The sequence below is a fragment of the Arthrobacter sp. K41 genome (assembly GCF_059089645.1).
Map to the genome: position 1 here is coordinate 812691 of NZ_JBNHEW010000001.1, position 23191 is coordinate 835881.

The following is a 23191-nucleotide window of genomic DNA, read 5'->3' on the forward strand; positions in this document are numbered from 1 at the left end:
GCACGGAGCCAGGAGGCAGTTTGAAGGGCAGCTTTGGCTGCCTTCGAATTCTACACGAGATAGAACACCGCTAGCTCACCGGAAGCCGTGTGACTTTGGAGGGGCGCCGGTACCGCCTGATGAGGTCCGGGCTGGCGAGGTACAGGGCAAGCACCAGCACGGTCGCGGCCACGCACAGGGCGACGACCGGAAGCGGCGCAGTGGCGGCGGCAAAGCCCAGGATGATCACGGCGGCGGTGCACACCGTGACAGTTGCTGCAGACTGGAGGTGCGAGAATCCCACGTCGGTGAGCCGCTGGTATACATGCTCCCGGTGCGAGGCGTACCACCGCTCCCCTGCCTTGATCCGGCGCAGCAGGGTGTAGCCGGTGTCCGCGGCGTACACCAGGATTGGTGAAAGAACGTATTCGACATAGACGCCGCCGAGGAAGCCGGCTACGGCGAGGGCGGCAATCGAGGCACCCAGCAGGTAGCTGCCGACGTCGCCAAGGAAGACGGAACCGCGGCTGAGGTTCCATGGAAGAAAACCGAGGAATGCCGTGGCCAGCACCAAACCACCGGCCGCGAGCCATGGCTGTCCGGACAGCCAGCCGGCCGCGGCATAGGCAGCCCCGGCTGTCACCCCGTGCAGGCCCGAAATGCCATTGACGCCGTCCATGAAATTGGCGATGTTCACGTAGGCCGCGATCGCCACGGCAGCCAGCGGCAGCCACCAGAACGACTGTCCTGTCAGTGCGATGAGCACCGCCGAGCCGACGGCCCCGATGCCGAGCTGGGCGCCCGCGCGCCCGCGGATGGACATGCCGCGCAGGTCCTCGGCCCACCCCACGGCTGCGCACGCGGCAATGATGCCAAGCACGACGGCGAATACTGAGCGGTCCACTGTCACGACCCCCAGCAGCACCGCAGCGGCATAGCCAAGTGCTGTTGCCAGGGCCACGGCGACACCCATGCCGCGGATGGTCGCTTTGACGTGCGATGAACGGGCGGAAGGAACATCCACCACGCCCATCCGGACCAGCCAGGGCTTCACGGCAAAGGGAAGCAGCAGGCTGGCCAACAGCGTGATCCCGGCCACCAGGGCCAACGGCATCATGAGGCCACCCGGATCTCACCGGCGTCGTTGGCCTCATCATCGGGGATGGCGGTGATATTGGCGCCTTGTTCTGCCTCACAGCGGGCCAGCCAGACGTTGAGGTCAAGCTTGTCCGGGTCCTGCTCGGTGGCCTTGGTGTGTGAAATCTTTGGGTGCAGGGGCCGCTGGTCCCGTTCACCGCTGCCGACCAGCACTTCGTGCAGCTTCTCCCCCGGCCGCAGCCCGGTGTAGATGATTTCCACGTCCTTGCCCGACATGGCAATCATCCGCTGCGCGACATCCAGGATGCGGACCGGTTCACCCATGTCCAGGATCAGTACGTCGCCGCCGGTACCGATGGCACCTGCCTGGATCACCAGCTGGCATGCCTCGGGGATGGTCATAAAGAACCGTGTGACATCGGGGTCGGTGACGGTGACGGGACCGCCTACACGGATCTGCTCGGTGAAGAGCGGCAGCATCGAGCCGCGGCTGCCCATGACGTTGCCAAAGCGGACCGACACGAACTTGCTGCCGGTCTGGCCTGCCATCCAGGCGGTAAGTTTTTCCGCCACCCGCTTGGAGTGGCCAAGGGCGGTGGTGGGGTTGGCCGCCTTGTCGGTGGAAATGTTCACAAAGTGCGAGACACCGGCCCGCTGGGCAGCACGCAGGACGTTCAGGGTGCCGCAGACGTTGGTCTTCCAGGCCTCCACCGGATACTGCTGCAGCAGCGGCGCGTGTTTGAGGGCGGCGGCGTGGAAGACCACTTCAGGGCGCCGGTCCTCGAAGATGTTCTGCAGTGCTTCAGCGTCGCGGATGTTGGCCAGCACTGTGTCCCGGCCTGCCAGCAGGCCGTGGCCGGTGATGGAGATCTGGGTTTGCTGCAGGCCCGTCTCGTCGTGGTCCAGCATGATCAGTTCCGCCGGCTCGAACTGGACGATCTGCCGGCAGAGCTCGGATCCGATGGATCCGCCGGCGCCGGTCACCAGAACCCGTTTGCCCTTGATGTATCCCGCAATCTCGTCGACCTTGATGTCCACCGGCCGCCGGCCGATCAGGTCCTCGACCGCCACCTCGCGGAAATCGGAAAAACCGGCAGGTGCGCCGCCGCCCAGCATGTCCCGCAGCGGGGGAAGCACCAGCACACGCACGTTCAGGCCCGCCACGGCATCGGAAATGCGCCGGACTACGGAGGCCTCGACGTTGGCGAAGGCCAGGACCAGGACCGAGGCGCGGGTGCGGCGGATGATGGCCGGCAGGTCATCGCCGCGGCCCTGTACCTGGACGCCGGAGAGCCGCAGGTGTTTTTTGGCCGGGTCGTCATCGACCAGGCCCACCGGGAAGTACGGGGAATCCGGATCCTGCAGCATCCGTGTCACCAGGGAGTTGCCGAGGAATCCGGCGCCGTAAACCAGCGTGTTTTGTGCCCCGTCCCCGGGCCGTGCCTTGCCTTCCACATAGAGCCTTTTCGCGTACCGGGCGGCGCACATAAAGAGACAGGCGAAGGGAAAGGCGATCAGGCCCACGCTGCGGCCGATGCTGATGGCTTCGTAGAGCACCAGCAGGCTCGCAGTGATGGTGGCGGCGACAATGACGGTGACGAAGACCAGCGCCTTGGCCTCCTGGAAGCTGCCGAAGGGATACCGGCCGCGGTACAGGGCGAGGGAGTAGCCGGCCAGCATCTGGGCCACCACCGCGATGGCAGCGATAACGACCGCTCCGGCGAACTGTTCCATCCGGATGCCCATCTCATAGCGCAGCAGCAGCGCCAGTCCGATCGCCACAACCCACGACATTGAGTCCAGGAAGAGCTGGATCCAGATCCAGAGTGCGGGTTTCTCGTCCCGTACGGCGGCAGATGCCTGCGTTTCTGATTTTGTACTCAACGAAAGATGCAACCGACTTCCAATACCACGGCGGCCAGGCGCCTGTTTCAAAATACCCCGCCGCAAGACCGTCGGACGGCGAAGGGGCCTAAGACGATACTAATTGCTTCGGGTTCCGCTGCCCGGATATGCCGGCAGCGGCGGCATGGGTTCCCAGCCCCTGTCCGCAAGGATTATTCGTGATTCACGCCATCCCTGCCAGAGTGCGCCCGCCCCCTTGAGGGTCCTCTCGACCAGGACCAGGCGGACAAGTTCCTTGAGGAAGGTCAGGGCGGTGCCGGCTGCGAAACCCGCCCGGTTGAATTTGCCGTATGCCCGCAGGTAGTGCGCCACATGCCCGCGGTTGCGCATCACATAGCGGCGGCTCAGGTCGGAGGAATCATTGAGATGGCGCAGTCCCAGGTCCACCTGCCGCTGCGCGCGGACCTTTTTGATGACAAAGGCATTGACGTACACCACCGGTGTTTGCTGCGCGGCAAGCCAGCCGTAGACCAGGTCGTCCCAGGTGATGAAGAAACGGGGATCCGGCAGGCCGATGCTACGGGCAACGGAAGCATGGATAAGCATGCCTTCAAAGTTCCCTACGTTTGTATGGAAGACCTCAGAGTGCCGGAAAACATCGCGCGAAACCGGAAGGAAGATGCCCAGCGCCTCGACGAAATGGTGCTGCCAGAAGAACGGCTTGCCGTTGGCGTCGTACCGGCGGCCGATGAGGCAGGAGTACTCCGGCGTGAACTTCTCCAATGCCTCCACCGCGCCGGGCAGAACCTCGACGTCGTCATCCATCAGCCACAGCCATTCGGTCCCGGACTCCAGTGCCAGCTCCACGCCGCGCGAAAACCCGCCGGCCCCGCCAACGTTCCGGTCAAGCCGTTCGTACTGGATGGGCGGCCCGCCGGCTTCGATGGCCTGGGCGACCACGTCCGGAGTGTGGTCGGTGCTGGCATTGTCCACTACGAGGATCCGCGCAGGGGCAGTGTCCAGCCGGGCGAAGGAATCGAGCAGGTTGCGCAGGAATTCTGCCCGGTTGTAGGTGACGACGACGGCGTAAAGGTTCTCCACGGGTGCCTAGCTGTTTGCGGACATCAGTTCCGCGGGCGAGCCGAAACCCTTGCCGCGGAAGCCGATTGAATAGGCCCTGAACCAGTGCGCCAGGCCTTTGAGGTCCCCGGCTTTCAGGAAGTAATAGGGGAAGCCGACGACGTCCGCGCTGAACCAGCGCAGGTTCCGGTACTTGCGGGTCAGGTAGCCCCGGTTCCGGAAGTAGCAGTAGCGCTTGAACTCACCTTCGGGGATCACGGGGGTGATGAATCCGCCGAACACCGGTTTCATCTCCGTCCAGGTGGCGGGATGCTGCACCGCGACGGTGGCGAGGGTGCCGTACTTCAGTCCTGCTTTCTTGACGCGCGACAGGAAATCAACCTCGTCGCCGCGGATGAAGAACTTAACGTCGGGAATGCCAATCCTGTAGAAAACTTCGGTTTTGATCAGTGCACCGTTGAAAAAGTGCACCATGTCCGGAAGGTAGCCCATGGGCGCCAGCCGGGACCTGTCGTTGGTCAGCAGCCCGTTGATGCGGAAGTTGAAGGAGAGCCGGTTGGGGTCGGCGGTGGCGGCCACCAGCGGGCTGACAATGTCGAGTTGGTGTTCCTCAGCGGTGCGCAGCAGTTCGGCCAGGCAGGTGGCGTCCTCGGGGTGGCCGTCGTCGTCCATCATCCAGATCCACTCGGCGCCGCTGGCCATGGCCGCCAGGATGGCGTAGGCGAATCCTCCTGCGCCGCCGAGATTGGCTTCGGAGCGAAGGTAGTTGATGTTCTGCGCTCCCCCGGCATTGACGACGGCGGTGGCCGGGTCAGTGCCGGAGTCCACCAGGGCGATGGAGTGGATGGGCGCTGTCTGCGCCGCCAAACCCTTCAGGAGGAGGGCAAGCTCCTCGTGGCGGTCAAAGGTTACGGCCGCGACGGCCACTTTGGGCTGCATGTCAGATCCCCGGGAGGTTGTCGGTGCTGTTGACGGCACTGCTGCCGGCGGCGGGGCGGGCGCCGGCCTCCGGTGCATCCGATGCCGCAGAAACCTTCGGGGCCTCCGAGGGCTCCGGAACCTCCGGTTCTTCTGCAACCATGGGAATTTCGCCGAGTCCCAGGACGCCGGGAACATGCTCCCGGAGCTGGTCCAAACTCACGGCACCGTTCCGGACCACGCGCAGGCGGGGGCCGGTGGCGTCAACAATGGTGGACGGTACTGCAGCAGCACCGTCGAGGGGACGGACGCCGCCTTCAAGGTAAACCTCAACCGAATCGGCCAGCTGTTCGCGCGCTGCGGCGGCTGTCTGCCCGGGAGCATGGCCGGTGCGGTTGGCGGAAGAAACGGCCAGCGGCCCGGTGAGCGTCAGCAGTTCCTGGGCGATCTCATCATCGGGCATCCGAAGCGCCACTGTGCCTTTGGTTTCGCCAAGATCCCAGTCCAGCGACGGCTGGGCATGCAGGATGAGGGTCAGGCCGCCGGGCCAGAACGCTTCGGCAAGCTTTCGGGCGTCCGCCGATACGTCAGTGGCCAGCCCGTCGAGGGCGTTGATGCGCGGAATCAGCACGGGCGGCGGCATGGTGCGGCTGCGTCCCTTGGACACCAGGAGCATGGTTACGGCCTGTGGGGAGAAGGCATCGGCGGCAATCCCGTAGACCGTATCGGTGGGAAAAACTACGCATTTCTTCTCGCCAATGGCCCGCTGGGCGTGCTCAAGTCCTTGGGCGCGCTCGTCGTCGCTGGTGCAGTCATAGGTTGTGGTCACTGGCTTATTCTTTCATTCCCTGTGGTCCGGTTCCGTCAGCAGGGCACTGGTGGCGCGCTCCTTGCCGTTGAGGTCCCGATGCGTGCTGATGGCGGTCCAGTTCCCTGTCCGTGCCAGCATGGCCGAGATCCAGCCCGCCTGGACTTCGGCGTGTTCCATGACAAAGTAGCCCCCCGGTACCAGTAGCCGGGCAGCCGAGGCGGCTGCCGCCGTCGGAAGTTCCATGCCGTCCGCTCCCCCGCCGTACAGTGCTTCCGGAGGGTCGTGCAGGGCCACTTCGGGCTCAATGGGGACCGCTTCGGCCGGGATGTAGGGCGGGTTGGAAATGACGACGTCGAAGGTCCCGTCGAGTTCCGGCAGCGCGTCCCGCAGGTCCCCCAGCACGAGACGGACGCCCAGGGGGGCCAGGTTCTTCGCCGCCCAGGCGTGGGCGAGGGGGCTGAATTCCACCGCATGCACTTCCGCTCCGGGCACTTCGTGGGCGATGGATCCGGCAATGGCGCCGGATCCGGTCCCGAGGTCAACAATCCGCGGATTCCGCATGCCTTTGACGTGGTCGATGACCAGCTGAACAACGGATTCGGTTTCCGGCCGGGGTACAAAAACTCCGGGCCCCACGGCGAGTTGGAGGTAGCGGAAATGCGCCACTCCGGTGATGTGCTGGAGCGGTATTCTGCTGGCACGCTCCGCCACCAAAGCCGCGTAACCCGCAGGCGCAGGGGTATCACCGAGCATCAGGGCACGCAGCCGGCCCAGCCCGACGTTCAGCAGGTGGTCGGCGAGCAGCTCGGCGTCCACCCGCGGGCTGGGTACGCCGGCCTCGCGCAGAATACCCGTAGCTTCGCTGACGGCATCTGCGAGGGACTGGCCTTGACCGAGTGTCATGCGCTGTATTCCGGGACGCGTCAGTCGCCGATGGCGTCCAGGCGGGCCTGTTCGTCCATCTCGATAGCGGACTGGATAACCGGTTCCAGATCGCCGTTCATCACCTGGTCCAGGTTGTAGGCCTTGTAACCGGTGCGGTGGTCCGCAATCCGGTTTTCCGGGTAGTTGTAGGTGCGGATGCGCTCGGACCGGTCCATGGTGCGGATCTGCGATTTCCGCTGGGCAGAGTTTTCCGCGTCAATCTGCTCCTGCTGGTGGGCGAGGATCCTGGCCCGCAGCACGCGCATGCCGGCTTCACGGTTCTGCAGCTGCGACTTCTCGTTCTGCATGGCCACCACGATGCCGGTAGGCAGGTGGGTGATGCGCACAGCAGAGTCGGTGGTGTTCACGGACTGGCCACCGGGTCCGGACGACCGGTATACGTCGATCTTGAGGTCATTCTGGTTGATTTCAAGTTCTTCGGGCTCATCCACTTCAGGGAGGACGAGAACGCCGGCGGCAGAAGTGTGGATGCGGCCCTGGGACTCCGTCACGGGAACGCGCTGCACACGGTGCACGCCGCCTTCGAACTTGAGCCGGGCGAAAACGCCCTCCGCCGGATCGTTCGAGCTGCCCTTGACGGCAACCTGCACGTCTTTGTAGCCGCCAAGGTCTGATTCCGTGGCGGAGATGATTTCCGTCTTCCAGCCGCGGGACTCCGCGTACCGGGTGTACATCCGCAGAAGGTCGGCGGCGAACAGGGCAGCCTCATCGCCGCCTTCACCGCCCTTGACCTCGAGGATCACATTGCGGGCGTCGTCAGGGTCGCGGGGAATGAGCAGGCGCCGAAGTTTGGCAGCCGCTGCTTCCAGCGCCTCCTCCAGCTCGGGCACCTCAGCAGCAAACTCGGGATCCTCGTCAGCCATCTCCTTGGCAGCAGCGAGGTCATCACGCAGGCCTTCCCACTTGTGGTACGCCTCTACAATCCCATTGAGCTGAGCCGAACGCCGCCCAAGCTTCCGGGCAAGCCGCTGATCAGCATAAACAGCAGGATCCCCCAGCTGCGCCTGGATAGCATCATGCTCATCAAGCAGGCCCTGTACGGACTCAAACATATTTCAAAACCTCTTTCGACTTGTACAAGTCTAGTAACAAACGGGAACGTGCCGCGGCTGGTGGGCTTAACGACGAAGCCGCACAGATTTTTCCGCCCCGGGAGTGGCATCGGGCCTGCCGGAGCTGGGAGGCTAACGATCGAAGATCGGAAGCCTCCCAGCGTAGGGGCGGGGGCGGAAAAATCTGTGCGGCGTCAGCATCGGGGCAGCAGAATCAGCCGCTGACCGAAGCGTTACTTGTCGTTATCGGACTTTGCACCAAGCGTCGTCTTCTGGACCTGCATGAGGAACTCGACGTTGCTCTGGGTCTCCCGGATCTTGTTGGTCAGGAGTTCAAGGCTTTGCTGGGTTTCGAGTCCGGAGAGGACGCGGCGCAGCTTCCACATGATCTTGACTTCCTCGGGGGAAAGCAAGTTTTCCTCGCGGCGGGTGCCGGACGCGTTGACGTCCACGGCCGGGAAGATGCGCTTGTCTGCCAGCTGGCGGGACAGGCGGAGCTCCATGTTGCCGGTGCCCTTGAACTCTTCGAAGATGACTTCGTCCATCTTGGAACCGGTCTCCACGAGAGCCGTTGCCAGGATGGTGAGCGAGCCGCCGTTTTCGATGTTGCGGGCCGCACCAAAGAAGCGCTTGGGCGGGTACAGGGCTGCGGAGTCGACACCGCCGGACAGGATGCGGCCGGAGGCCGGTGCTGCCAGGTTGTAGGCGCGGCCCAGGCGGGTCATGGAGTCCAGCAGGACCACCACGTCCATGCCCATTTCCACGAGGCGCTTGGCGCGTTCGATGGAAAGTTCGGCCACAGTGGTGTGGTCGTCGGCCGGGCGGTCGAAGGTGGAGGCAATAACCTCGCCCTTGACCGTGCGCTGCATATCCGTGACTTCTTCAGGACGTTCGTCAACGAGCACCATCATGAGGTGGACCTCAGGATTGTTGGTGGTGATGGCGTTGGCGATGGACTGCAGGATGAGCGTCTTGCCGGCCTTCGGCGGGGAGACGATCAGGCCGCGCTGGCCCTTGCCGATCGGGGCAACCAGGTCAATGACGCGGGGGCCGATCTTCTTGGGGTCGGTCTCGAGGCGCAGGCGCTCGGACGGGTACAGCGGTACCAGTTTGGCGAACTCGACGCGGTCCTTGAGTTCTTCCGAGGTCTTGCCGTTCACGGACGTGACGCGGACCAGGGCGTTGAACTTCTGGCGGGCCGACTGCTGGCTGCGGTCTTCGCCGTCGCGGGGAGCGCGGATGGCGCCAACCACGGCGTCACCCTTGCGCAGGTTGTACTTTTTCACCTGGGCGAGGGAGACATACACGTCGTTCGGGCCAGGAAGGTAGCCGGAGGTGCGGATGAACGCGTAGTTCTCCAGCACGTCCAGGATGCCGGCAACCGGGAGCAGGACGTCGTCCTCGGTGACCTCGACGTCGTCGACGTCCGGTCCCTGGGCGCGTCCACGGCGGCGGTCGTTGCGGTCCCGGAAACGGTCGTTGCGGGAGTTGTCCCGGTCCTGGCCGCCGGAGCGGTCATTCCGCTCGTTGCGATCGTTGCGGTCGCGGCGGTTTCGGCGGTTCCGGCGGCTGCCGCCGTCGGCGTCGTCAGTGTCACGGTTGTCCTCGCGGCGGGCGCCTTCACGCTGCCCTGCCTCGCGGCTGCCGGCGTTGTCGCGGCCGCCGTCGGCGTTCTCGCGTGCGGCGTTGTCCCGGCCGCGGGTGCGTCCACCTTCGCGGCGGTCCGTGCGCTGCCCGGCGTCGCCGGCTTCGGCTTCGGTCCGCTCGGCGGCCCGTTCTGCCGTGCGGTTTTCGGTGTTGGCCTGCGCTCCGGCGGGCTGCTCGGCGTCGGCCTGTTCTGCCGGTGCCTCCACACCTTCGGCGCCCTGCGGCGCTGCTGCGGCTGCTTCGCTGCGGCGGCGGTTGCGGGTGCGCGGCTGGCGGCGCTCGGCAGTGCCTTCAGCAGCTTCTGGAGCCTCAGCGGCGGCGGGAGCCTCCACCGGAGCTGCGGGGGCGGCTTCGGCAACAGCCGGTTCGGCGGCTGCAGGGGCTACGACTCCGTCGCTGACGGCGCGGCGGCTGCGGCCACGGCCGCGGGCCCGCGTTCCCTCGGCAGGAGCCTCGGTTGGTTCAGCAGCCGCTGCGGGGGCGGACACTGCCGGGACAACGGCCGGGGCGGATACGTTCTCAACAGCCTTTTCCGCTGCCTTGGCCGGGGCCTTGGTCATAGGGGTGCCGGCGCGGTGTGCGGAAATGGCTGAAACCAGGTCCCCCTTGCGCATCCGGGAACCGCCGGAAATCCCGAGCTGGCTGGCAAGCGCCTGCAGCTGGGCGAGCTTAAGGCCGGCAAGCCCGCTGCTCTTGGCGGGTGCGGCCGGTGATTCGGCAGCAGAAGATAGTTCCACAGCTGGCGACAGCTCAGTGGTTTCGGTCACGAAGGATCCTTCCCCCTCGACGGCGTCCAGACTGGGAGCTGGACGCGATGATTTGATCTGGGCTGCAGTTCAGATCTGCAGCCGGATTGTTCGGCCTTGCCGGTTGGATATCGGCCAGCAGGGCCGGATACTAATTCACCTTGCGCTCCGCCCATGGCGGGACGCAGGACTGACGCTTTAGGGGCAGTTTGTGTCCTGCAGATTCCTGCGACAGACCAAGCAGGCGGCACCGGAATAGATTGCGCAGTAAGAGACCAAGCGGCAACTAGTGCAATAGCAGATCAGATAGGCGTCAATTACCGCCGGTGCAACTCCACCTTAGCACCTTCGACGTCCACTGCGAGCTTCAGAACACGCCACCCAATTTCCGGCGCGTTCACGGCGGTGAACTCTTCAATGAAGGCAACGACGGCGGCCGCTTCAGCCTGTCCATTGGCCAGGACCAGCACGGTGGGCCCGGCACCTGAAACCACTGCCGCGTGCCCGGCCGCCCGGAGCGCCGAAATCAGGGCGGCGCTTGGGCGCATGGCTTCTGCACGGTAACTCTGGTGGAGGTAGTCCTCCGTGCCGGCCAGCAGGAACTCGGGCTTTCTGGTTAAGGCATGGATCAGGAGTGCCGCACGTCCGGAGTTCATAGCGGCTGCATGATGACCAATTGAGGCCGGAAGCAGCGCACGTGCGGTCTCGGTCGACAGTTCGAAATCGGGAACCGCGACAACGGGAACCACGGTTTCACACACTGTCGCGCTGGTGCTGCTGTACTGGTCACTGTCCTGCCATGACAGCGCCAGTCCGCCGAAAATGGCAGGTGCCACGTTGTCCGGATGCCCTTCGAGTTCGCTGGTGAGCTGAAGGATCCAATCCTTCCCGCGGCGGCTTGCCTCGGGAACCAGAGCGTTTGCGGCGGAAACGGCTGCCACTACTGCCGATGCGGACGAGCCCAGCCCCCGTCCATGGGGATTCACGTTGTCAGCGGTGACCTTCAGCCCGCCGTGGCGGAACCCCAGCCGTTCGAAAGCCGCTTCCATGGCCCGGATGACAAGGTGGCTCGCGTCCCGGGGAAGGGTGTCTGCGCCTTCGCCCCGAAGGTTGAACAGGAGTTCCTCCGATTCAAGGCTCTCCACTGTGAGCGTGTCGTGCAGGGCCAGGGCCAGGCCCAGGCTGTCGTAGCCGGGGCCAAGGTTGGCCGACGTGCCCGGTACCCGGACCGTGACGCTTTGCCCGGGTTCAATAAGCTGCAGTCCGACGGCGGTCTGCGAGGTGGCGTCCAAGGCTATTTTTCTTCCAGTCCCAGCTCAGCTGCAACGGTAACCACGTCATTGGAAACCTTGACCGGCTGCACATCGCTGCCGTCCTCGGTGCGCAGGGCCCACTGGGGATCCTTCAGGCCGTGGCCCGTGACGGTGATGACGATGGTCTTGCCTGCGGGAACCTCACCTGCGGCGTGCTTCTTGAGCAGGCCCGCCACGCCGGCTGCCGAACCCGGTTCAACGAAGACACCTTCACGGGAGGAGAGCCAGCGGTGGGCGTTGAGGATTTCCTCATCGGTCACGGCATCGATGAGTCCGCCCGATTCGTCGCGGGCACCAATGGCACCCTCCCAGGACGCCGGATTTCCGATCCGGATGGCGGTGGCGATGGTGTCCGGTTCGGTGATGGGGTGGCCGGCAACGAAGGGCGCGGCACCCGCTGCCTGGAAGCCCCACATGGCCGGGGTCTTCGTGGAAACGGCGGGAAGGGTGCCGGCAGTTGCGGACTCAAACGGAGCCGCGTACTCCTTATAGCCCTTCCAGTAGGCGGTGATGTTGCCGGCGTTGCCCACCGGAAGCACGTGGATGTCGGGGGCGTCACCCAGGGCGTCGACGATCTCGAAAGCACCGGTCTTCTGCCCCTGGATGCGCGCGGGGTTGACGGAGTTGACCAGGAACACCGGGTAGGACTCCCCCAGCTTCCGGGCGATGTCCAGGCAGTTGTCGAAGTTGCCGTCAACCTGGAGGAGGGTGGCGCCGTGGGCGATGGCCTGGCTGAGCTTGCCCATGGAGATTTTGCCTTCGGGCACCAGGACCGCGCACTTCAGGCCCGCGGCCGTGGCGTAGGCAGCTGCGGAGGCGGACGTGTTGCCGGTGGAGGCGCAGACTACGGCCTGGGCGCCGGATTCGACGGCGGCGGTCATGGCCATGGTCATGCCGCGGTCCTTAAAGGAGCCGGTGGGGTTCATGCCTTCCACCTTGAGGTACACCTCCGAGCCCGTCAGCTCGGAGAGTTTCTGCGCGTGCACCAGGGGGGTGCCGCCCTCGCCCAGGGTAATGACCCGGGTGGACTCCGTCACGGGCAGACGGTCAGCGTATTCGCGGATAACGCCGCGCCATTGGTGAGCCACTTAGACTCCTTCTACCCGCAGAACGGATGTAACTGAATTGATGACGTCGAGGCCCTTCACAGCCTCAACGGTGGCCGCAAGGGCGGCCTCTGATGCGCGGTGGGTGACAATCCGCAGTTCGGCCGATTCCACGTTGGAATCCGCATCCCGGTGGATGGTCTGCCGCATGATTTCGATGGAGACGCCGTGCTCGGCGAACAACTGGGCGATTCTGGCCAGTACGCCGGGCTGGTCCGCCACATCAAGGCCGATGTAGTAGCTGGTCACCGCAGCATCGATGGGCAGGGCCGGAACGTGGCCAGTGGTGGTTTCCGTTCGCTGGGGCCCACCCAGGACCAGGCGCCGGGCAGCCGAGACAAGGTCGCCGAGGACGGCGGACGCGGTAGGGGTGCCACCCGCGCCCTGGCCGTAGAACATCAATTCGCCGGCGTTCTCGGCTTCGATAAACACAGCGTTGAAGGCGCCGTGGACGGCAGCCAGCGGGTGCTCCCGGGGAAGGAGCGTGGGGTGCACGCGCACGGAAATGCCTTCGGCGCCGTCTGTATCCGTGCCTCCGGCGGGAAGCTTTTCAGCGATGGCCAGCAGCTTGATGACGAAACCGGCCTCCTTGGCCGCGGCGATGTCAGCGGCGCTGACTGAACTGATGCCTTCGCAGTGGACGTTTTCCAGAGCAAACCGGGTGTGGAATGACAGTGTGGCCAGGATGGCCGCTTTGGCGGCTGCGTCGTGCCCCTCGACGTCGGCCGTCGGGTCCGCTTCCGCATAGCCGAGCCGCTGGGCTTCAGCGAGGGCATCGGCGAACTGGGCGCCGGTGGAATCCATCTGGTCCAGGATGAAGTTGGTGGTGCCGTTGACAATGCCCAGCACCCGGGTGATGCGGTCGCCGGAAAGGCTGTCGCGGATGGGGCGCAGGATGGGGATGGCGCCGGCCACGGCAGCTTCATAGGACAGCTGCACGCCCGCCTTGTCCGCCTCTTCGTAGAGGGTGGGTCCGTCCTGGGCCAGCAGGGCCTTGTTGCCGGTGACCACACAGGCGCCGTTTTGCAGCGCGGAGAGGATCAGTGTGCGGGCCGGCTCGATACCGCCCATCAGTTCGATGACCAGGTCTGCGTCCTTGACCAGGGTCTCGGCGTCGGTGGTGAAGAGCTCCTGCGGCAGCTCAACGTCCCGCTTGGAGTGGACGTTGCGCACGGCGATGCCGGACAGCTGCAGGCGGGCGCCGGTGCGGGCGGCAAGGGCGTCGGCGTCTTCAATGAGAATCCGCGCAACCTGGGCCCCAACGTTGCCACAGCCCAGCAGGGCCACTTTCAGGGTTCGCAATTCAGACATTCAGGCTCCCATGTCGCGGTTCAGCAGATCTTCTTCGGTTTCCCCGCGGACAATCAGCCGGGCAGATCCGTCGCGCACCGCGACAACGCCCGGCCGGGCCAGATAGTTGTAGTTGCTCGAGAGGGCCCAGCAGTAGGCGCCGGTACCCGGTACAGCAAGCAGATCACCGGCTGCCACGTCCTCGGGCAGATATACATCTCTAACAACTATGTCGCCGCTCTCGCAATGTTTGCCCACCACGCGGGACAGCTGAGGCCCGGCGGTTGACGTGCGGGAGGCCACGACGGCCGAATAATCCGCGTCGTAGAGCACCGGCCGGGCGTTGTCGCTCATGCCGCCGTCCACCGACACATAGCGGCGCGGATACGTAACGTTGCCGGCAGCGTCGGATGCATCCGGGCCGGGCGCATCCACGCGGACGGTCTTGAGCGTACCCACCTCGTACAGGGTGAAGGTGGTGCTGCCCACGATCGCGCGCCCCGGTTCGATGGAGATCCGGGGTGAGTCAATGCCCAGTTCAGCGCAGGTGGATCGGACGACGGCGGCCATCGCCGCCGCAATCTCTGCTGCGGGGCGGGGGGTGTCCACCGGGGTGTAGGCAATGCCGTAGCCGCCGCCGAGATCAAGTTCCGGCATGACGATGAAGTACTTTTCCTGCATGGCGGCGAGGAAACGAAGGAGCTTCTCCGCCGCCAGGGCGAAACCGTCGGGCTCAAAGATCTGGGAGCCGATGTGGCAGTGCAGGCCCAGGAGCTCGATGCCGGGGTGCGCGGATGCGGCCGCTACGGCTTCTTCGGCAGCAGACAGGCCGGCCTGCTCCGTGGTGTCTGCGGCCATGGAGAGGCCAAACTTCTGGTCCTCGTGCGCGGTGGCGATGAATTCATGCGTGTGGGCGTGGACGCCCGGGGTCAGCCGCAGCATGACTTTGGCCTGTATTCCGCGGGCCTGGGCCATGTCGCCCACCCGCACCAGCTCGGACAGGCTGTCCACAACAATCCGGCCGAGTCCCATGTCCAGGGCACGGTTGATCTCGCCGTCGGACTTGTTGTTCCCGTGCAGCGCCACCCGCTCACCGGGAATTCCGGCGCGTGCAGCCACGGCCAGCTCTCCCCCGGAGGACGTGTCCAGGCGCAGGCCTTCCTCCTCAACCCACTTCACAACAGCGGTGCAGAGGAAGGACTTTCCCGCGTAGTAAACATCGACCCCGCCGCAGATGTCAGCGAAGGCAGCATCAAAGGAATCCTTGAAAGCCCGTGCCCGGGAGCGGAAATCGGCCTCATCCAGGACGAAGAGGGGTGAGCCGAACTGCTCCTTAAGCTCCTGGACGGTGAGGCCTCCCACAGTAAGCGAGCCGGCGTCGTTGCGTTGCACGCTGCCCGCCCACATCGGTTCCTGGAGGGCGTTCAGGTCAGCGGGCACCGCGAGCCACTCGGGTGCCAGCGGCGACGCGGTCCTGGTGGTTTCTACAGACATTTCCGTCACATCCGTTCCGGCGCGGAAACGCCAAGGAGGTTAAGGCCGTTGGCCAGCACCTGGCTGGTGGCGTCGTTGAGCCACAGGCGGGTGCGGTTGACATCAGTAACCGGTTCGTCCCCCATGGGCGCAATGCGGCAGGCGTCGTACCAGCGGTGGTATGCCCCGGCGATGGTCTCCAGGTGCCGTGCCACGCGGTGTGGTTCACGCAGTTCCGCGGCCTTTGCCACCACCGAGGGGTAGCTGCCCAGGTATGAGAGCAGTTCGTTCTCCGTGGCGTGGTCAAGGAGGGAGGCGTCGAAGCTGTCGGTGCCGTCCACACGGCGTTGCACGCCGGCATCGACGGCGTTGCGTGCTGCGCCGCGGGAGCGGGCGTGGGCGTACTGCACGTAGAACACAGGGTTCTCGTTGCTGTGCTTCTTCAGCAGCTCCGGGTCCAATGTCAGCGGCGAGTCCGCCGGGAACCTGGCCAGGGAGTAGCGGACGGCATCTTTGCCAAGCCAGTCGATCAGGTCCTTCAGCTCAATGATGTTGCCTGCGCGCTTGGACAGCTTGGCACCGTTGACGGAAACCAGCTGGCCGATCAGCACCTCGATGTTTACCTCGGGATCATCCCCGGCGCAGGCGGCGATGGCCTTGAGCCGGTTGATGTATCCGTGGTGGTCGGCGCCGAGCAGGTAGATCTTTTCGGTGAAGCCGCGGTCCTTTTTGGACAGGTAGTAGGCTGCGTCGGCGGCGAAGTACGTGGGCTCGCCGTTGGCACGGATCATCACCCGGTCCTTGTCGTCGCCAAAGTCAGTGGTCCTCAGCCAGACAGCACCGCCGTCGTCGAACACGTGGCCTTGCTCGCGAAGGCGGGCTACGGCACTTTCGATGGCGCCGGCGTCGTGCAGTTCCTGCTCGGAGAAGAACACGTCGAACTCAACGCCAAAGTCGGCGAGGGTGGCCTTGATGTCTTTCATCTGTGCCTTGTAGGCCGCGGCGCGGATGACTGGAAGGGCGGCAACTTCGGTCAGTTCCCGGATGGCGGGGTGCTCGGTGAGGACCTCGTGGCCCAGGTCTGCGATGTACTGGCCCGGGTAGCCGCCGTCGGGCACGGGCAAACCGTGCAGGCGGGAGTACACCGAGTTGGCGAAGACGTTCATCTGTGACCCGGCGTCGTTGATGTAGTACTCGGCCGTGACGTCGGCGCCGGAAGCGCGCAATACCCGGGCGATGGCGTCGCCGAGGGCAGCCCAGCGGGTGTGCCCGATGTGCAGCGGGCCGGTGGGGTTGGCGGAAACGAATTCCATGTTCACCGTGTGGCCGGCGAGCGCGGTGTTCGTTCCGTACTGCTGGCCGGCTTCAACGATGGCCTTGGCGAGGGCGCCGGCTGTTGCGGCGTCAACGGTGATGTTCAGGAACCCGGGCCCTGCGATGTCCACGGCGGACACGCCATTGATCGACTTAAGCCGTGCACTTAGTGCGGTGGCGAACTCGCGCGGGTTGGTGCCGGCCTGCTTGGCAAGCTGCAGGGCGATGTTGGTGGCCCAGTCGCCGTGGTCCCTGTTCTTGGGCCGCTCCACGCGTACCTCGTCTGGCACTGCTGATGCTGAAAGGGCAATCTCGCCGGCGGCGACGGCGTCTTTCAGGCAGGCGGATATGGCGAGGGAGAGTTCTTCGGGAGTCACCCCTCTAGCCTACCGGGGGCCAGTGACAGCAAAAGAATTGGGTAATTGTCCGGAGCCGTAGGCATTCCACAGGAAATCCACAAGGCGCTTGCAAAGTTGAACGAATACGCTGGGTTCAACGTTGACACCAGCGTAAGCACCGTCCCAAACACTTAACCGAAATGAGTGCCTTTATGAGACCGTCAGTCCGCAAGAGTGTTTTCGCCGGAATCGCCGGCCTGTCCCTCGCCGGAACGGTAGCCGGGTGCGCCCCGTCCGCCACTGAGAGCACGCCGGCAGCCCCCACGGGCGGCGCGGCAGCAACCTCCGCGGCAACCCCGGCTGCAGAAGCTTCGCCGCTGGCCACCAGTGGCTCCACGTACAAGGACGGCACCTACAGCGCCGACGGAAACTATGTTTCCCCAAACGGCACCGAGACAGTTGGCGTGGAACTGACCCTGGCTGAGGGCACAGTGACGGACGTCAACATCACCCAGCATCCGTCAAACCCGAACACCCGCAAGTACCAAGGTGAATTTGCCGGCGGAATTGCAGCGCAGGTGCTGGGGAAGAACATCGACGAACTGAACGTGTCCCGGGTAGCCGGCTCCTCTTTGACCAGCGGCGGTTTCAACCAGGCCGTGGAACAGATTAAGTCGCAGGCGCAGTAGACGGTGCCGGACGGGGACTGGGACGACTTTGCGTTCGAGGGAATCGGCACGCAGTGGGAGATCTCCACGCCTCTTCCGCTTCCCCGGTCTGTCCGCGTGCGCCTTCTTGGCCGGGTGGAAAAGTTCGACGCCGACTGGTCCCGTTTCCGTGCCGGTTCCCGCGTCAGCGCCTTGGCGCGGGGGTCCGGCCGGTTCGATTTCCCGGACGAGGCGGACCGGCTTGGGCGGCTGTACCGGACGCTTTACCGGCTGACGGACGGCGCCGTGACTCCTCTGATTGGCGCCTCCCTTGAGCGGCTGGGGTACGACCCCGGCTACAGCCTTGAGCCTTCAGGACCGCCCTTGCCGGCACCCCGCTGGGATGAGGTTTTCGAGTGGGCGGGAACCACTATCACCACCAGGTCGCCCGTGGTTCTTGACATCGGGGCAGCAGGCAAGGGCTTGCTGGTTGATCTGCTTGCCGGGGAACTGGACGCTGAAGGAATCGATTCCTTTGTCATCGACGGCAGCGGAGACCTGCTGGCAAGGGGCGCCCGGTCAACCAGGGTGGCTCTGGAACATCCCTATGACCCTGGCCAGGCTATCGGCATTGTTCCCCTTGCCGGGCGTGCACTCTGCGCCTCGGCGTCCAACCGCCGGGCTTGGGGCGACGGCCTGCACCACGTCCTGGACGGCAGAACAGGGCAGCCGGTCCGGACCGCCGTCGCCACGTGGGCCATGGCAGAGACGGCAATGCTGGCCGATGCCCTGGCTACTGCGCTGTTCTTTGCCCCCGGCGGCGAATTGCAGCAGGAGTTCGATTTCTCGTGGCTGACCGTGTTTTCCGACGGGAGCGCCGCCCACTCCGCCGAGTTTGAAGGGACACTGTTCAGATGAGCCCAGTGGAAACGCCGAAAGCCGGCTACGCACCGGCTGCCCGGCTGGATACGGTGCTGGGCCGGTTCACTATGTACCGGCTCATCCTGATCGTCCTCGCTGTGCTTGCCGCGTACAGCCTTTTACTCGATGTCCTCGGCTGGCTGACGTTCGGCATTCCGGAGATGCTGGCGCACCTTGTGCTGTGCCTCGGCCTGACGTACGCATCGAACCGGGCCCTGGCGGCTTTGTTCCGTGTGCGGCCCCACTCCGAATCTTCACTCATCACAGGGCTGCTGCTGTACTTTCTGTTCTGGCCCTCCTTCGCGCCGCTGGACGTAGCTGGAGTGGCCCTGGCCGGCGTCGTGGCGTCGGCCTCGAAGTACGCGCTCGCGTGGCGCGGACGCCACATTTTCAACCCTGCCGCTGCCGGGGCCTTCGTGGTTGGGCTCACGGGACTTAATATCGCCACCTGGTGGGCAGCCACCCCTGCAATGCTGTTGCTCCTGGTCCCGGGCGTCCTTTTGGTGCTGCACCGCACACGCAAGTTCCTGATGGCTTCGGTTTTCCTCGTGGTGGCCTGTGCCATCATCACCGCGGAACTGCTTCAGGCCAACATGTCCATGGGGATGGCGTTGTGGCAGTCATTGGCGCAGCGGCCACTGCTGTTCTTTGTGGGCTTTATGCTTACCGAGCCACTGACGCTGCCCCCGCGAAGGTGGCAGCAATTGGCCCTTGCCGCTGTTGTGGGCGTGGTTTTTGCAGTTCCCTACAACTTCGGGTTTATTGCCAACTCCCCTGAGGCCGCGCTGCTGCTGGGCAATCTCCTCGCCTTCATGGTGGGTCAGCGGGGCGGTGTGCGGCTGAAGTTCAACGGGACCAGGCGGCTGACACCCAGCACCACTGAGTTCTCCTTCGAGCCCTCCCGTCCCGTGCGGTTTGTCCCTGGTCAGTACATGGAACTGGACCTGCCGCATGCCAAGTCTGATGGGAAGGGAAGACGCCGGGTGTTCAGCATGACCGGCTCCCCCACGGAGCGCCTGGTGAAGTTCGGCGTGCGGACAGCCGAGCCCCTGTCGGCTGCGAAGAAGGTCCTTCTTTCGCTGCACCCGGGTGATGAGTTGACGGCAACGTCAGTTGGCGGAGACTTTGTCCTTCCCCGCGATCCGCATAAGCCCGTTCTCATGATGGCTGCCGGCATCGGCATTACGCCCTTCCTTTCCCATATCGCCTCCGGAGGCTTACGGGACCGGAATGCCGTGCTGCTCCTGCTGGCCAGGAGCGCCGACGAGATCGCGTACGTGGATGAATTGAAAGCTGCCGGCGTCCGGGTCGTAGCCCGCATCGCCGATGGCTCCGAGCCGCCACCGCATATAACCGCTTTCCCCGCAGACGGGACCAGGCTGGCCGGTGACGCGATCAAAGCACTTATTCCCGACGTCGCTGACCGCGAGGTTTATATCTCGGGCTCACCGGCGAGCGTCGCCTCCCTGAGGCGTGCGGCGCGGCAAGCGGGGGCCCGGCGAATTCACGTGGACTCGTTTTTCGGCTACTGATCCGCACTCCGGGATGCCGCGTTTTCGACTCAGAAGTGGCAATTTTCCCTTGCGGGCCACCTTCCTGCTAAGCTCTAGGACGTCCCGCCGGCAACGGCAGGAAATCCCCGGACTGCCCTCGTAGCTCAGGGGATAGAGCGTCTGCCTCCGGAGCAGAAGGTCGTAGGTTCGAATCCTATCGAGGGCACCAACAGAAGCACCCTGGTCCACCGGCCGGGGTGCTTCTTTTTGTTGGTCGAGCTCCCGACGGTGACACTTTTTTCCTCGGGTTTTTGTGCCCCGGCATCGTGTTAGACCTCGGAGAGCATTGCCCACCAGATTTCTTCGGGCAGAGGGTCTTTGGGCAACGTATACCCGGGCAGCAGCCAGTCGTCGTAAGTGTCTTCCGGAAACTCTTCGTGCCAAAACAGGTTTTCGGCGGGCTGGTCGTTGGTGGTCATGCAGGCTTGCGAAAGATCGGCGGGGGGTGGGAAATTCAGGTCCTTGAGCTCTGCCGGCCAGTGTGGTGGTTCCCAGTCGTGGTGTTCGGGTTTGTAGTGCCGGCCGGTGGGTGAGGTCCAGCCCGGCGGTGCGGTTTTGGTGGCCGGGGTGGGCTTCCAGGCGGTGGCGTGTTTGAGGCGGTGGTGCTTGGGGCAGAGCTGGCCGAGGTTGCTGATGCCGGTGGTGCCGCCGTGGTGCCAGGCGGTGAGGTGGTCCGCTTCGTTGTCCAGGGAGTTGTTGCTGCACCCGGGGAACGTGCATTTGCCGTCCCGGAGCTGGAGCGCTTTCTTCATGGCTTTGGTGATCCGGTAGCTGGTCCGGCCGATCTCCAGTGGCGCGCCGTCGCGGGGGTCAACGAGGACCCGGTAGAACGAGTTGGCGCCGTCCGCGACGAGTTTGCGTGCCATCGACGCCGGGATCGGGCCGTAGCCGTCCAGCATGGCCGGTTCCACGGTCAGTCCCATCAACGCGAACACCGGAACGGTGACGAGCACGTCCGCCTTCGGGGCCCGAACCTTTCCCATGCCCGCAACGTAAGCAGTTTCACCGTCCCCCTTCCCGCCCCCGCTTGCAGCGCCCCCATCCCCACGGTCCGCGGTACCTGCGCCCGGGGCCGTGAGCAGCAAACCGGCGGCGGTGTCGGCCCGCAACTGTGTGAGGGTGCGGGGCTCGTCGGGGCCCTGGAGTCCACGGGCGAGGGCCGTGGTGCGGTTCCAGATCGCGCAGGCCTGGTCCGCGGGCAGGTAGGCGGAGAGCCATGCCATCCCGTCCTGGTCAGGACGGTATTCCACCCGCCGGTCGGCCACACCCCTGGTGTGCCGCTGTTCGATGGACTCGGCGTGGTGGCGTTCCCGCCAGATCCGGGCTTTAGCTTTGAACCGGTACGCCGGAACGTCCCCGATCGGCGCGGCCGTGGATGGTACGGGGGTGTCCGGACCCAGGAAGTGGGCTTCAAGGGCGGCGGCGCCGGCAAGGTCCAAGGTGGCCGTTTCCTCCACCATGACCTGGGCGTGCCGCCACGAAACCGTCCCAGCGCGCAGGGCCGACAGGGTCAGCGGCAACGTGGCCACCAGGGCGTGGGAGGTCGCCAGGAAGGAACCCGCGGCCCGGCCCCCAAGAGCCAGGAGGGTACCGATTTCCGCCGCGACCGCCATCTCTCGCGCCTGCATCGGGGTTCCCGGCGCCGCGACAGCATGAACCGTGTCCGCGTACGTCACCGCCGCCCAGGCCTTCAGCCCCGCGACCCGTGCCTCCACGGCTGCCGCGCCGGACAGAATGTCCAGGCAACCATCAGCCAGGGCAGCCAACGGATCAGCACCATCAACCGCCCCGGAACCCGGAGCCGCCGCTTCGGCATAAAGCACGGCAAGGGCGGCGTTGATGTCCTCAAACGCCCTCACCACCGCCGCTTTACCCATGCACCCATCATGGCAAAGGGGTCAGACAATCCGGCTGCACCCGATAGTTGCATTCGACCACTTCGAAACTGCGCGTGAATCCCCCGCTTTGTCGGTACCCCCTCGTAGTCTGAACGCACCTAGTTGAGGGGGTACGCCATGCACGTTCCATTCTGTTCCATCATTCCGCCCTACCTGCTGAGAAGGCTGGCCCGGCAGGACGCTCCGGAGTTTTCCGCAGCCGCAAGAGCCGCAAAGGAAGCCTTGGGGCATGTGCGCTCAGTGCATAAAGCACGCACCCAGGCCGCACCCGACGTCCCGGCTGGAGTGCGGCAAGCCAAACCAGGACCTGCCAACCGCTCGGTCTTCGACGCCGACGGTTCGGAAACATTACCCGGCAAGCTCGTCCGCAAGGAGGGTGAGCCCGCTACGGGGGACCCGGCAGCTGACGAAGCCTATGACGGGCTGGGCCACACCCACCGGTTATACGCCGATGTCTTCGGAAGGAATTCCATCGACGGCCGGGGGCTGCCACTAAACGCCACCGTGCACTTCGGCAAGCTTTATGACAACGCGTTCTGGGACGGGACGCAGATGGTCTTCGGCGACGGTGACGGGGAAGTCTTTGAGCGGTTCACCAAGTCCCTCAGCGTCATCGGCCATGAACTTGCCCACGGGGTTACCCAGCACTCCGCAGCCCTGGTATACCGGAACCAGGCCGGGGCCATCAACGAGTCCATGTCGGACGTCTTTGGCGCCCTGGTGGAGCAGTACGTAAAGAACCAGTGTGCCGCAGAAGCCAGCTGGCTCATTGGCGAGGGCCTTTTCACCCCTGAGGTTGAAGGGCGCGCCCTGCGCTCCATGAAAGCCCCCGGAACCGCGTACGACGACGACGTGCTCGGCAAGGATCCCCAGCCGGACTCCATGGACACTTACGTAAGGACGAGCGCCGACAACGGCGGAGTGCACATCAACTCTGGCATCCCCAACAGGGCGTTTTACCTCGTGGCCGAACAGCTGGATGGGAACGCTTGGGACTCCCCCGGGCGCATCTGGTACGAAACGCTCACCGGCGGTGACTTGCCCACCGGGGCCACCTTCACGGTATTCGCCCGCGCTACAGCGGCTACGGCCCGGGAGCTTTTCGGTTCTGGTTCAAAAGAGCATGACGCCGTGCGGAACGCGTGGGAAACTGTGAAGGTCAAACTTTAACGGGATGCCTGGCTGCCGCACCTAGGGCAATCAGGCCCGATGTACCC

Annotated in this window: 18 protein-coding genes and 1 tRNA gene; 5 read left to right on the top strand and 14 right to left on the bottom strand. The window is 64.9% G+C overall.

What is annotated here, in order from left to right:
• Positions 1–70: 70 nt before the first annotated feature.
• From AC5RTE_RS03865 to argS, 13 genes are all read right to left on the bottom strand, one after another.
• Positions 71–1096 carry an MraY family glycosyltransferase gene (locus AC5RTE_RS03865; RefSeq protein ID WP_494040051.1) on the bottom strand — a complete coding sequence of 342 codons (1026 nt, stop codon included), beginning with the start codon at positions 1094–1096 and terminating at the stop codon, positions 71–73.
• Positions 1093–2871, bottom strand: a complete 1779-nt coding sequence (locus tag AC5RTE_RS03870; protein WP_494040155.1) for a polysaccharide biosynthesis protein — start codon at positions 2869–2871, stop codon at positions 1093–1095. Before AC5RTE_RS03870 ends, AC5RTE_RS03865 begins: the two co-directional genes overlap by 4 nt.
• Positions 2872–3060: 189 nt before the next feature.
• Positions 3061–4023, bottom strand: coding sequence for a glycosyltransferase (locus AC5RTE_RS03875; protein ID WP_494040052.1), 963 nt, complete (start codon positions 4021–4023; stop codon positions 3061–3063).
• Between the two features lie 6 nt (positions 4024–4029).
• Positions 4030–4941 carry a glycosyltransferase gene (locus tag AC5RTE_RS03880; RefSeq protein ID WP_494040053.1) on the bottom strand — a complete coding sequence of 304 codons (912 nt, stop codon included), beginning with the start codon at positions 4939–4941 and terminating at the stop codon, positions 4030–4032.
• Position 4942: 1 nt separating this feature from the next.
• Positions 4943–5749, bottom strand: coding sequence for an L-threonylcarbamoyladenylate synthase (locus tag AC5RTE_RS03885; RefSeq protein ID WP_494040054.1), 807 nt, complete (start codon positions 5747–5749; stop codon positions 4943–4945).
• A gap of 12 nt (positions 5750–5761) precedes the next feature.
• The gene (prmC, locus tag AC5RTE_RS03890; protein WP_494040055.1) at positions 5762–6634 is read right to left on the bottom strand and encodes a peptide chain release factor N(5)-glutamine methyltransferase; all 873 of its coding nucleotides are present in this window, start codon (positions 6632–6634) and stop codon (positions 5762–5764) included.
• Positions 6635–6654: 20 nt separating this feature from the next.
• Positions 6655–7728 carry a peptide chain release factor 1 gene (prfA, locus tag AC5RTE_RS03895; RefSeq protein WP_494040056.1) on the bottom strand — a complete coding sequence of 358 codons (1074 nt, stop codon included), beginning with the start codon at positions 7726–7728 and terminating at the stop codon, positions 6655–6657.
• A gap of 233 nt (positions 7729–7961) precedes the next feature.
• Entirely contained in the window at positions 7962–10142 is a 2181-nt protein-coding gene (gene rho / locus AC5RTE_RS03900) for a transcription termination factor Rho (protein WP_494040057.1), read from the bottom strand.
• Positions 10143–10438: 296 nt separating this feature from the next.
• Complete coding sequence (gene thrB, locus AC5RTE_RS03905; protein ID WP_494040058.1) at positions 10439–11413, bottom strand: homoserine kinase; 975 nt, start codon at positions 11411–11413, stop codon at positions 10439–10441.
• A 2-nt stretch (positions 11414–11415) separates the two neighbouring features.
• On the bottom strand, positions 11416–12522 hold the full coding sequence (gene thrC, locus AC5RTE_RS03910) for a threonine synthase (protein ID WP_494040059.1): 1107 nt from the start codon (positions 12520–12522) through the stop codon (positions 11416–11418).
• On the bottom strand, positions 12523–13851 hold the full coding sequence (locus AC5RTE_RS03915) for a homoserine dehydrogenase (protein WP_494040060.1): 1329 nt from the start codon (positions 13849–13851) through the stop codon (positions 12523–12525). It abuts the gene before it with no gap.
• Positions 13852–15324: a diaminopimelate decarboxylase gene (gene lysA / locus AC5RTE_RS03920; RefSeq protein WP_494040061.1), complete on the bottom strand. Its 1473-nt coding sequence runs from the start codon at positions 15322–15324 to the stop codon at positions 13852–13854.
• Between the two features lie 5 nt (positions 15325–15329).
• The gene (argS, locus tag AC5RTE_RS03925; protein WP_494040062.1) at positions 15330–16994 is read right to left on the bottom strand and encodes an arginine--tRNA ligase; all 1665 of its coding nucleotides are present in this window, start codon (positions 16992–16994) and stop codon (positions 15330–15332) included.
• Positions 16995–17167: 173 nt separating this feature from the next.
• On the opposite strand from argS, the gene AC5RTE_RS03930 reads away from it, so the two are divergent.
• The 4 genes from AC5RTE_RS03930 to AC5RTE_RS03945 all read left to right on the top strand — a co-directional run bounded on the left by AC5RTE_RS03930 (position 17168) and on the right by AC5RTE_RS03945 (position 20245).
• Positions 17168–17644 (top strand): FMN-binding protein, encoded by a 477-nt coding sequence (locus tag AC5RTE_RS03930; RefSeq protein ID WP_494040063.1) that lies wholly within the window; start codon positions 17168–17170, stop codon positions 17642–17644.
• A gap of 3 nt (positions 17645–17647) precedes the next feature.
• Positions 17648–18520, top strand: a complete 873-nt coding sequence (locus tag AC5RTE_RS03935) for an FAD:protein FMN transferase (RefSeq protein ID WP_494040064.1) — start codon at positions 17648–17650, stop codon at positions 18518–18520.
• The gene (locus AC5RTE_RS03940) at positions 18517–20055 is read left to right on the top strand and encodes an FAD-dependent oxidoreductase (protein WP_494040065.1); all 1539 of its coding nucleotides are present in this window, start codon (positions 18517–18519) and stop codon (positions 20053–20055) included. The genes AC5RTE_RS03935 and AC5RTE_RS03940 overlap by 4 nt, the downstream gene beginning before the upstream one ends.
• 114 nt (positions 20056–20169) lie before the next feature.
• Positions 20170–20245, top strand: a tRNA-Arg gene (locus AC5RTE_RS03945).
• 100 nt (positions 20246–20345) lie between these two features.
• Here the strand turns inward: AC5RTE_RS03945 and AC5RTE_RS03950 are convergent.
• Positions 20346–21953, bottom strand: a complete 1608-nt coding sequence (locus AC5RTE_RS03950; protein ID WP_494040066.1) for an HNH endonuclease signature motif containing protein — start codon at positions 21951–21953, stop codon at positions 20346–20348.
• Between the two features lie 138 nt (positions 21954–22091).
• Between AC5RTE_RS03950 and AC5RTE_RS03955 the strand changes: the two genes are divergently transcribed.
• Positions 22092–23144, top strand: a complete 1053-nt coding sequence (locus AC5RTE_RS03955) for a M4 family metallopeptidase (protein WP_494040067.1) — start codon at positions 22092–22094, stop codon at positions 23142–23144.
• Positions 23145–23191: the final 47 nt, after the last annotated feature.

What these genes read in the sequence shown, in the direction of transcription:
- AC5RTE_RS03865 (WP_494040051.1), bottom strand. Translation starts at nt 1,096, where the DNA reads ATGATGCCGTTGGCCCTGGTGGCCGGGATCACGCTGTTGGCCAGCCTG.
- AC5RTE_RS03870 (WP_494040155.1), bottom strand. Translation starts at nt 2,871, where the DNA reads ATGTCGTGGGTTGTGGCGATCGGACTGGCGCTGCTGCTGCGCTATGAG.
- AC5RTE_RS03880 (WP_494040053.1), bottom strand. Translation starts at nt 4,941, where the DNA reads ATGCAGCCCAAAGTGGCCGTCGCGGCCGTAACCTTTGACCGCCACGAG.
- prmC (WP_494040055.1), bottom strand. Translation starts at nt 6,634, where the DNA reads ATGACACTCGGTCAAGGCCAGTCCCTCGCAGATGCCGTCAGCGAAGCT.
- prfA (WP_494040056.1), bottom strand. Translation starts at nt 7,728, where the DNA reads ATGTTTGAGTCCGTACAGGGCCTGCTTGATGAGCATGATGCTATCCAG.
- AC5RTE_RS03915 (WP_494040060.1), bottom strand. Translation starts at nt 13,851, where the DNA reads ATGTCTGAATTGCGAACCCTGAAAGTGGCCCTGCTGGGCTGTGGCAAC.
- lysA (WP_494040061.1), bottom strand. Translation starts at nt 15,324, where the DNA reads ATGTCTGTAGAAACCACCAGGACCGCGTCGCCGCTGGCACCCGAGTGG.
- AC5RTE_RS03930 (WP_494040063.1), top strand. Translation starts at nt 17,168, where the DNA reads ATGAGACCGTCAGTCCGCAAGAGTGTTTTCGCCGGAATCGCCGGCCTG.
- AC5RTE_RS03940 (WP_494040065.1), top strand. Translation starts at nt 18,517, where the DNA reads ATGAGCCCAGTGGAAACGCCGAAAGCCGGCTACGCACCGGCTGCCCGG.
- AC5RTE_RS03950 (WP_494040066.1), bottom strand. Translation starts at nt 21,953, where the DNA reads ATGGGTAAAGCGGCGGTGGTGAGGGCGTTTGAGGACATCAACGCCGCC.
- AC5RTE_RS03955 (WP_494040067.1), top strand. Translation starts at nt 22,092, where the DNA reads ATGCACGTTCCATTCTGTTCCATCATTCCGCCCTACCTGCTGAGAAGG.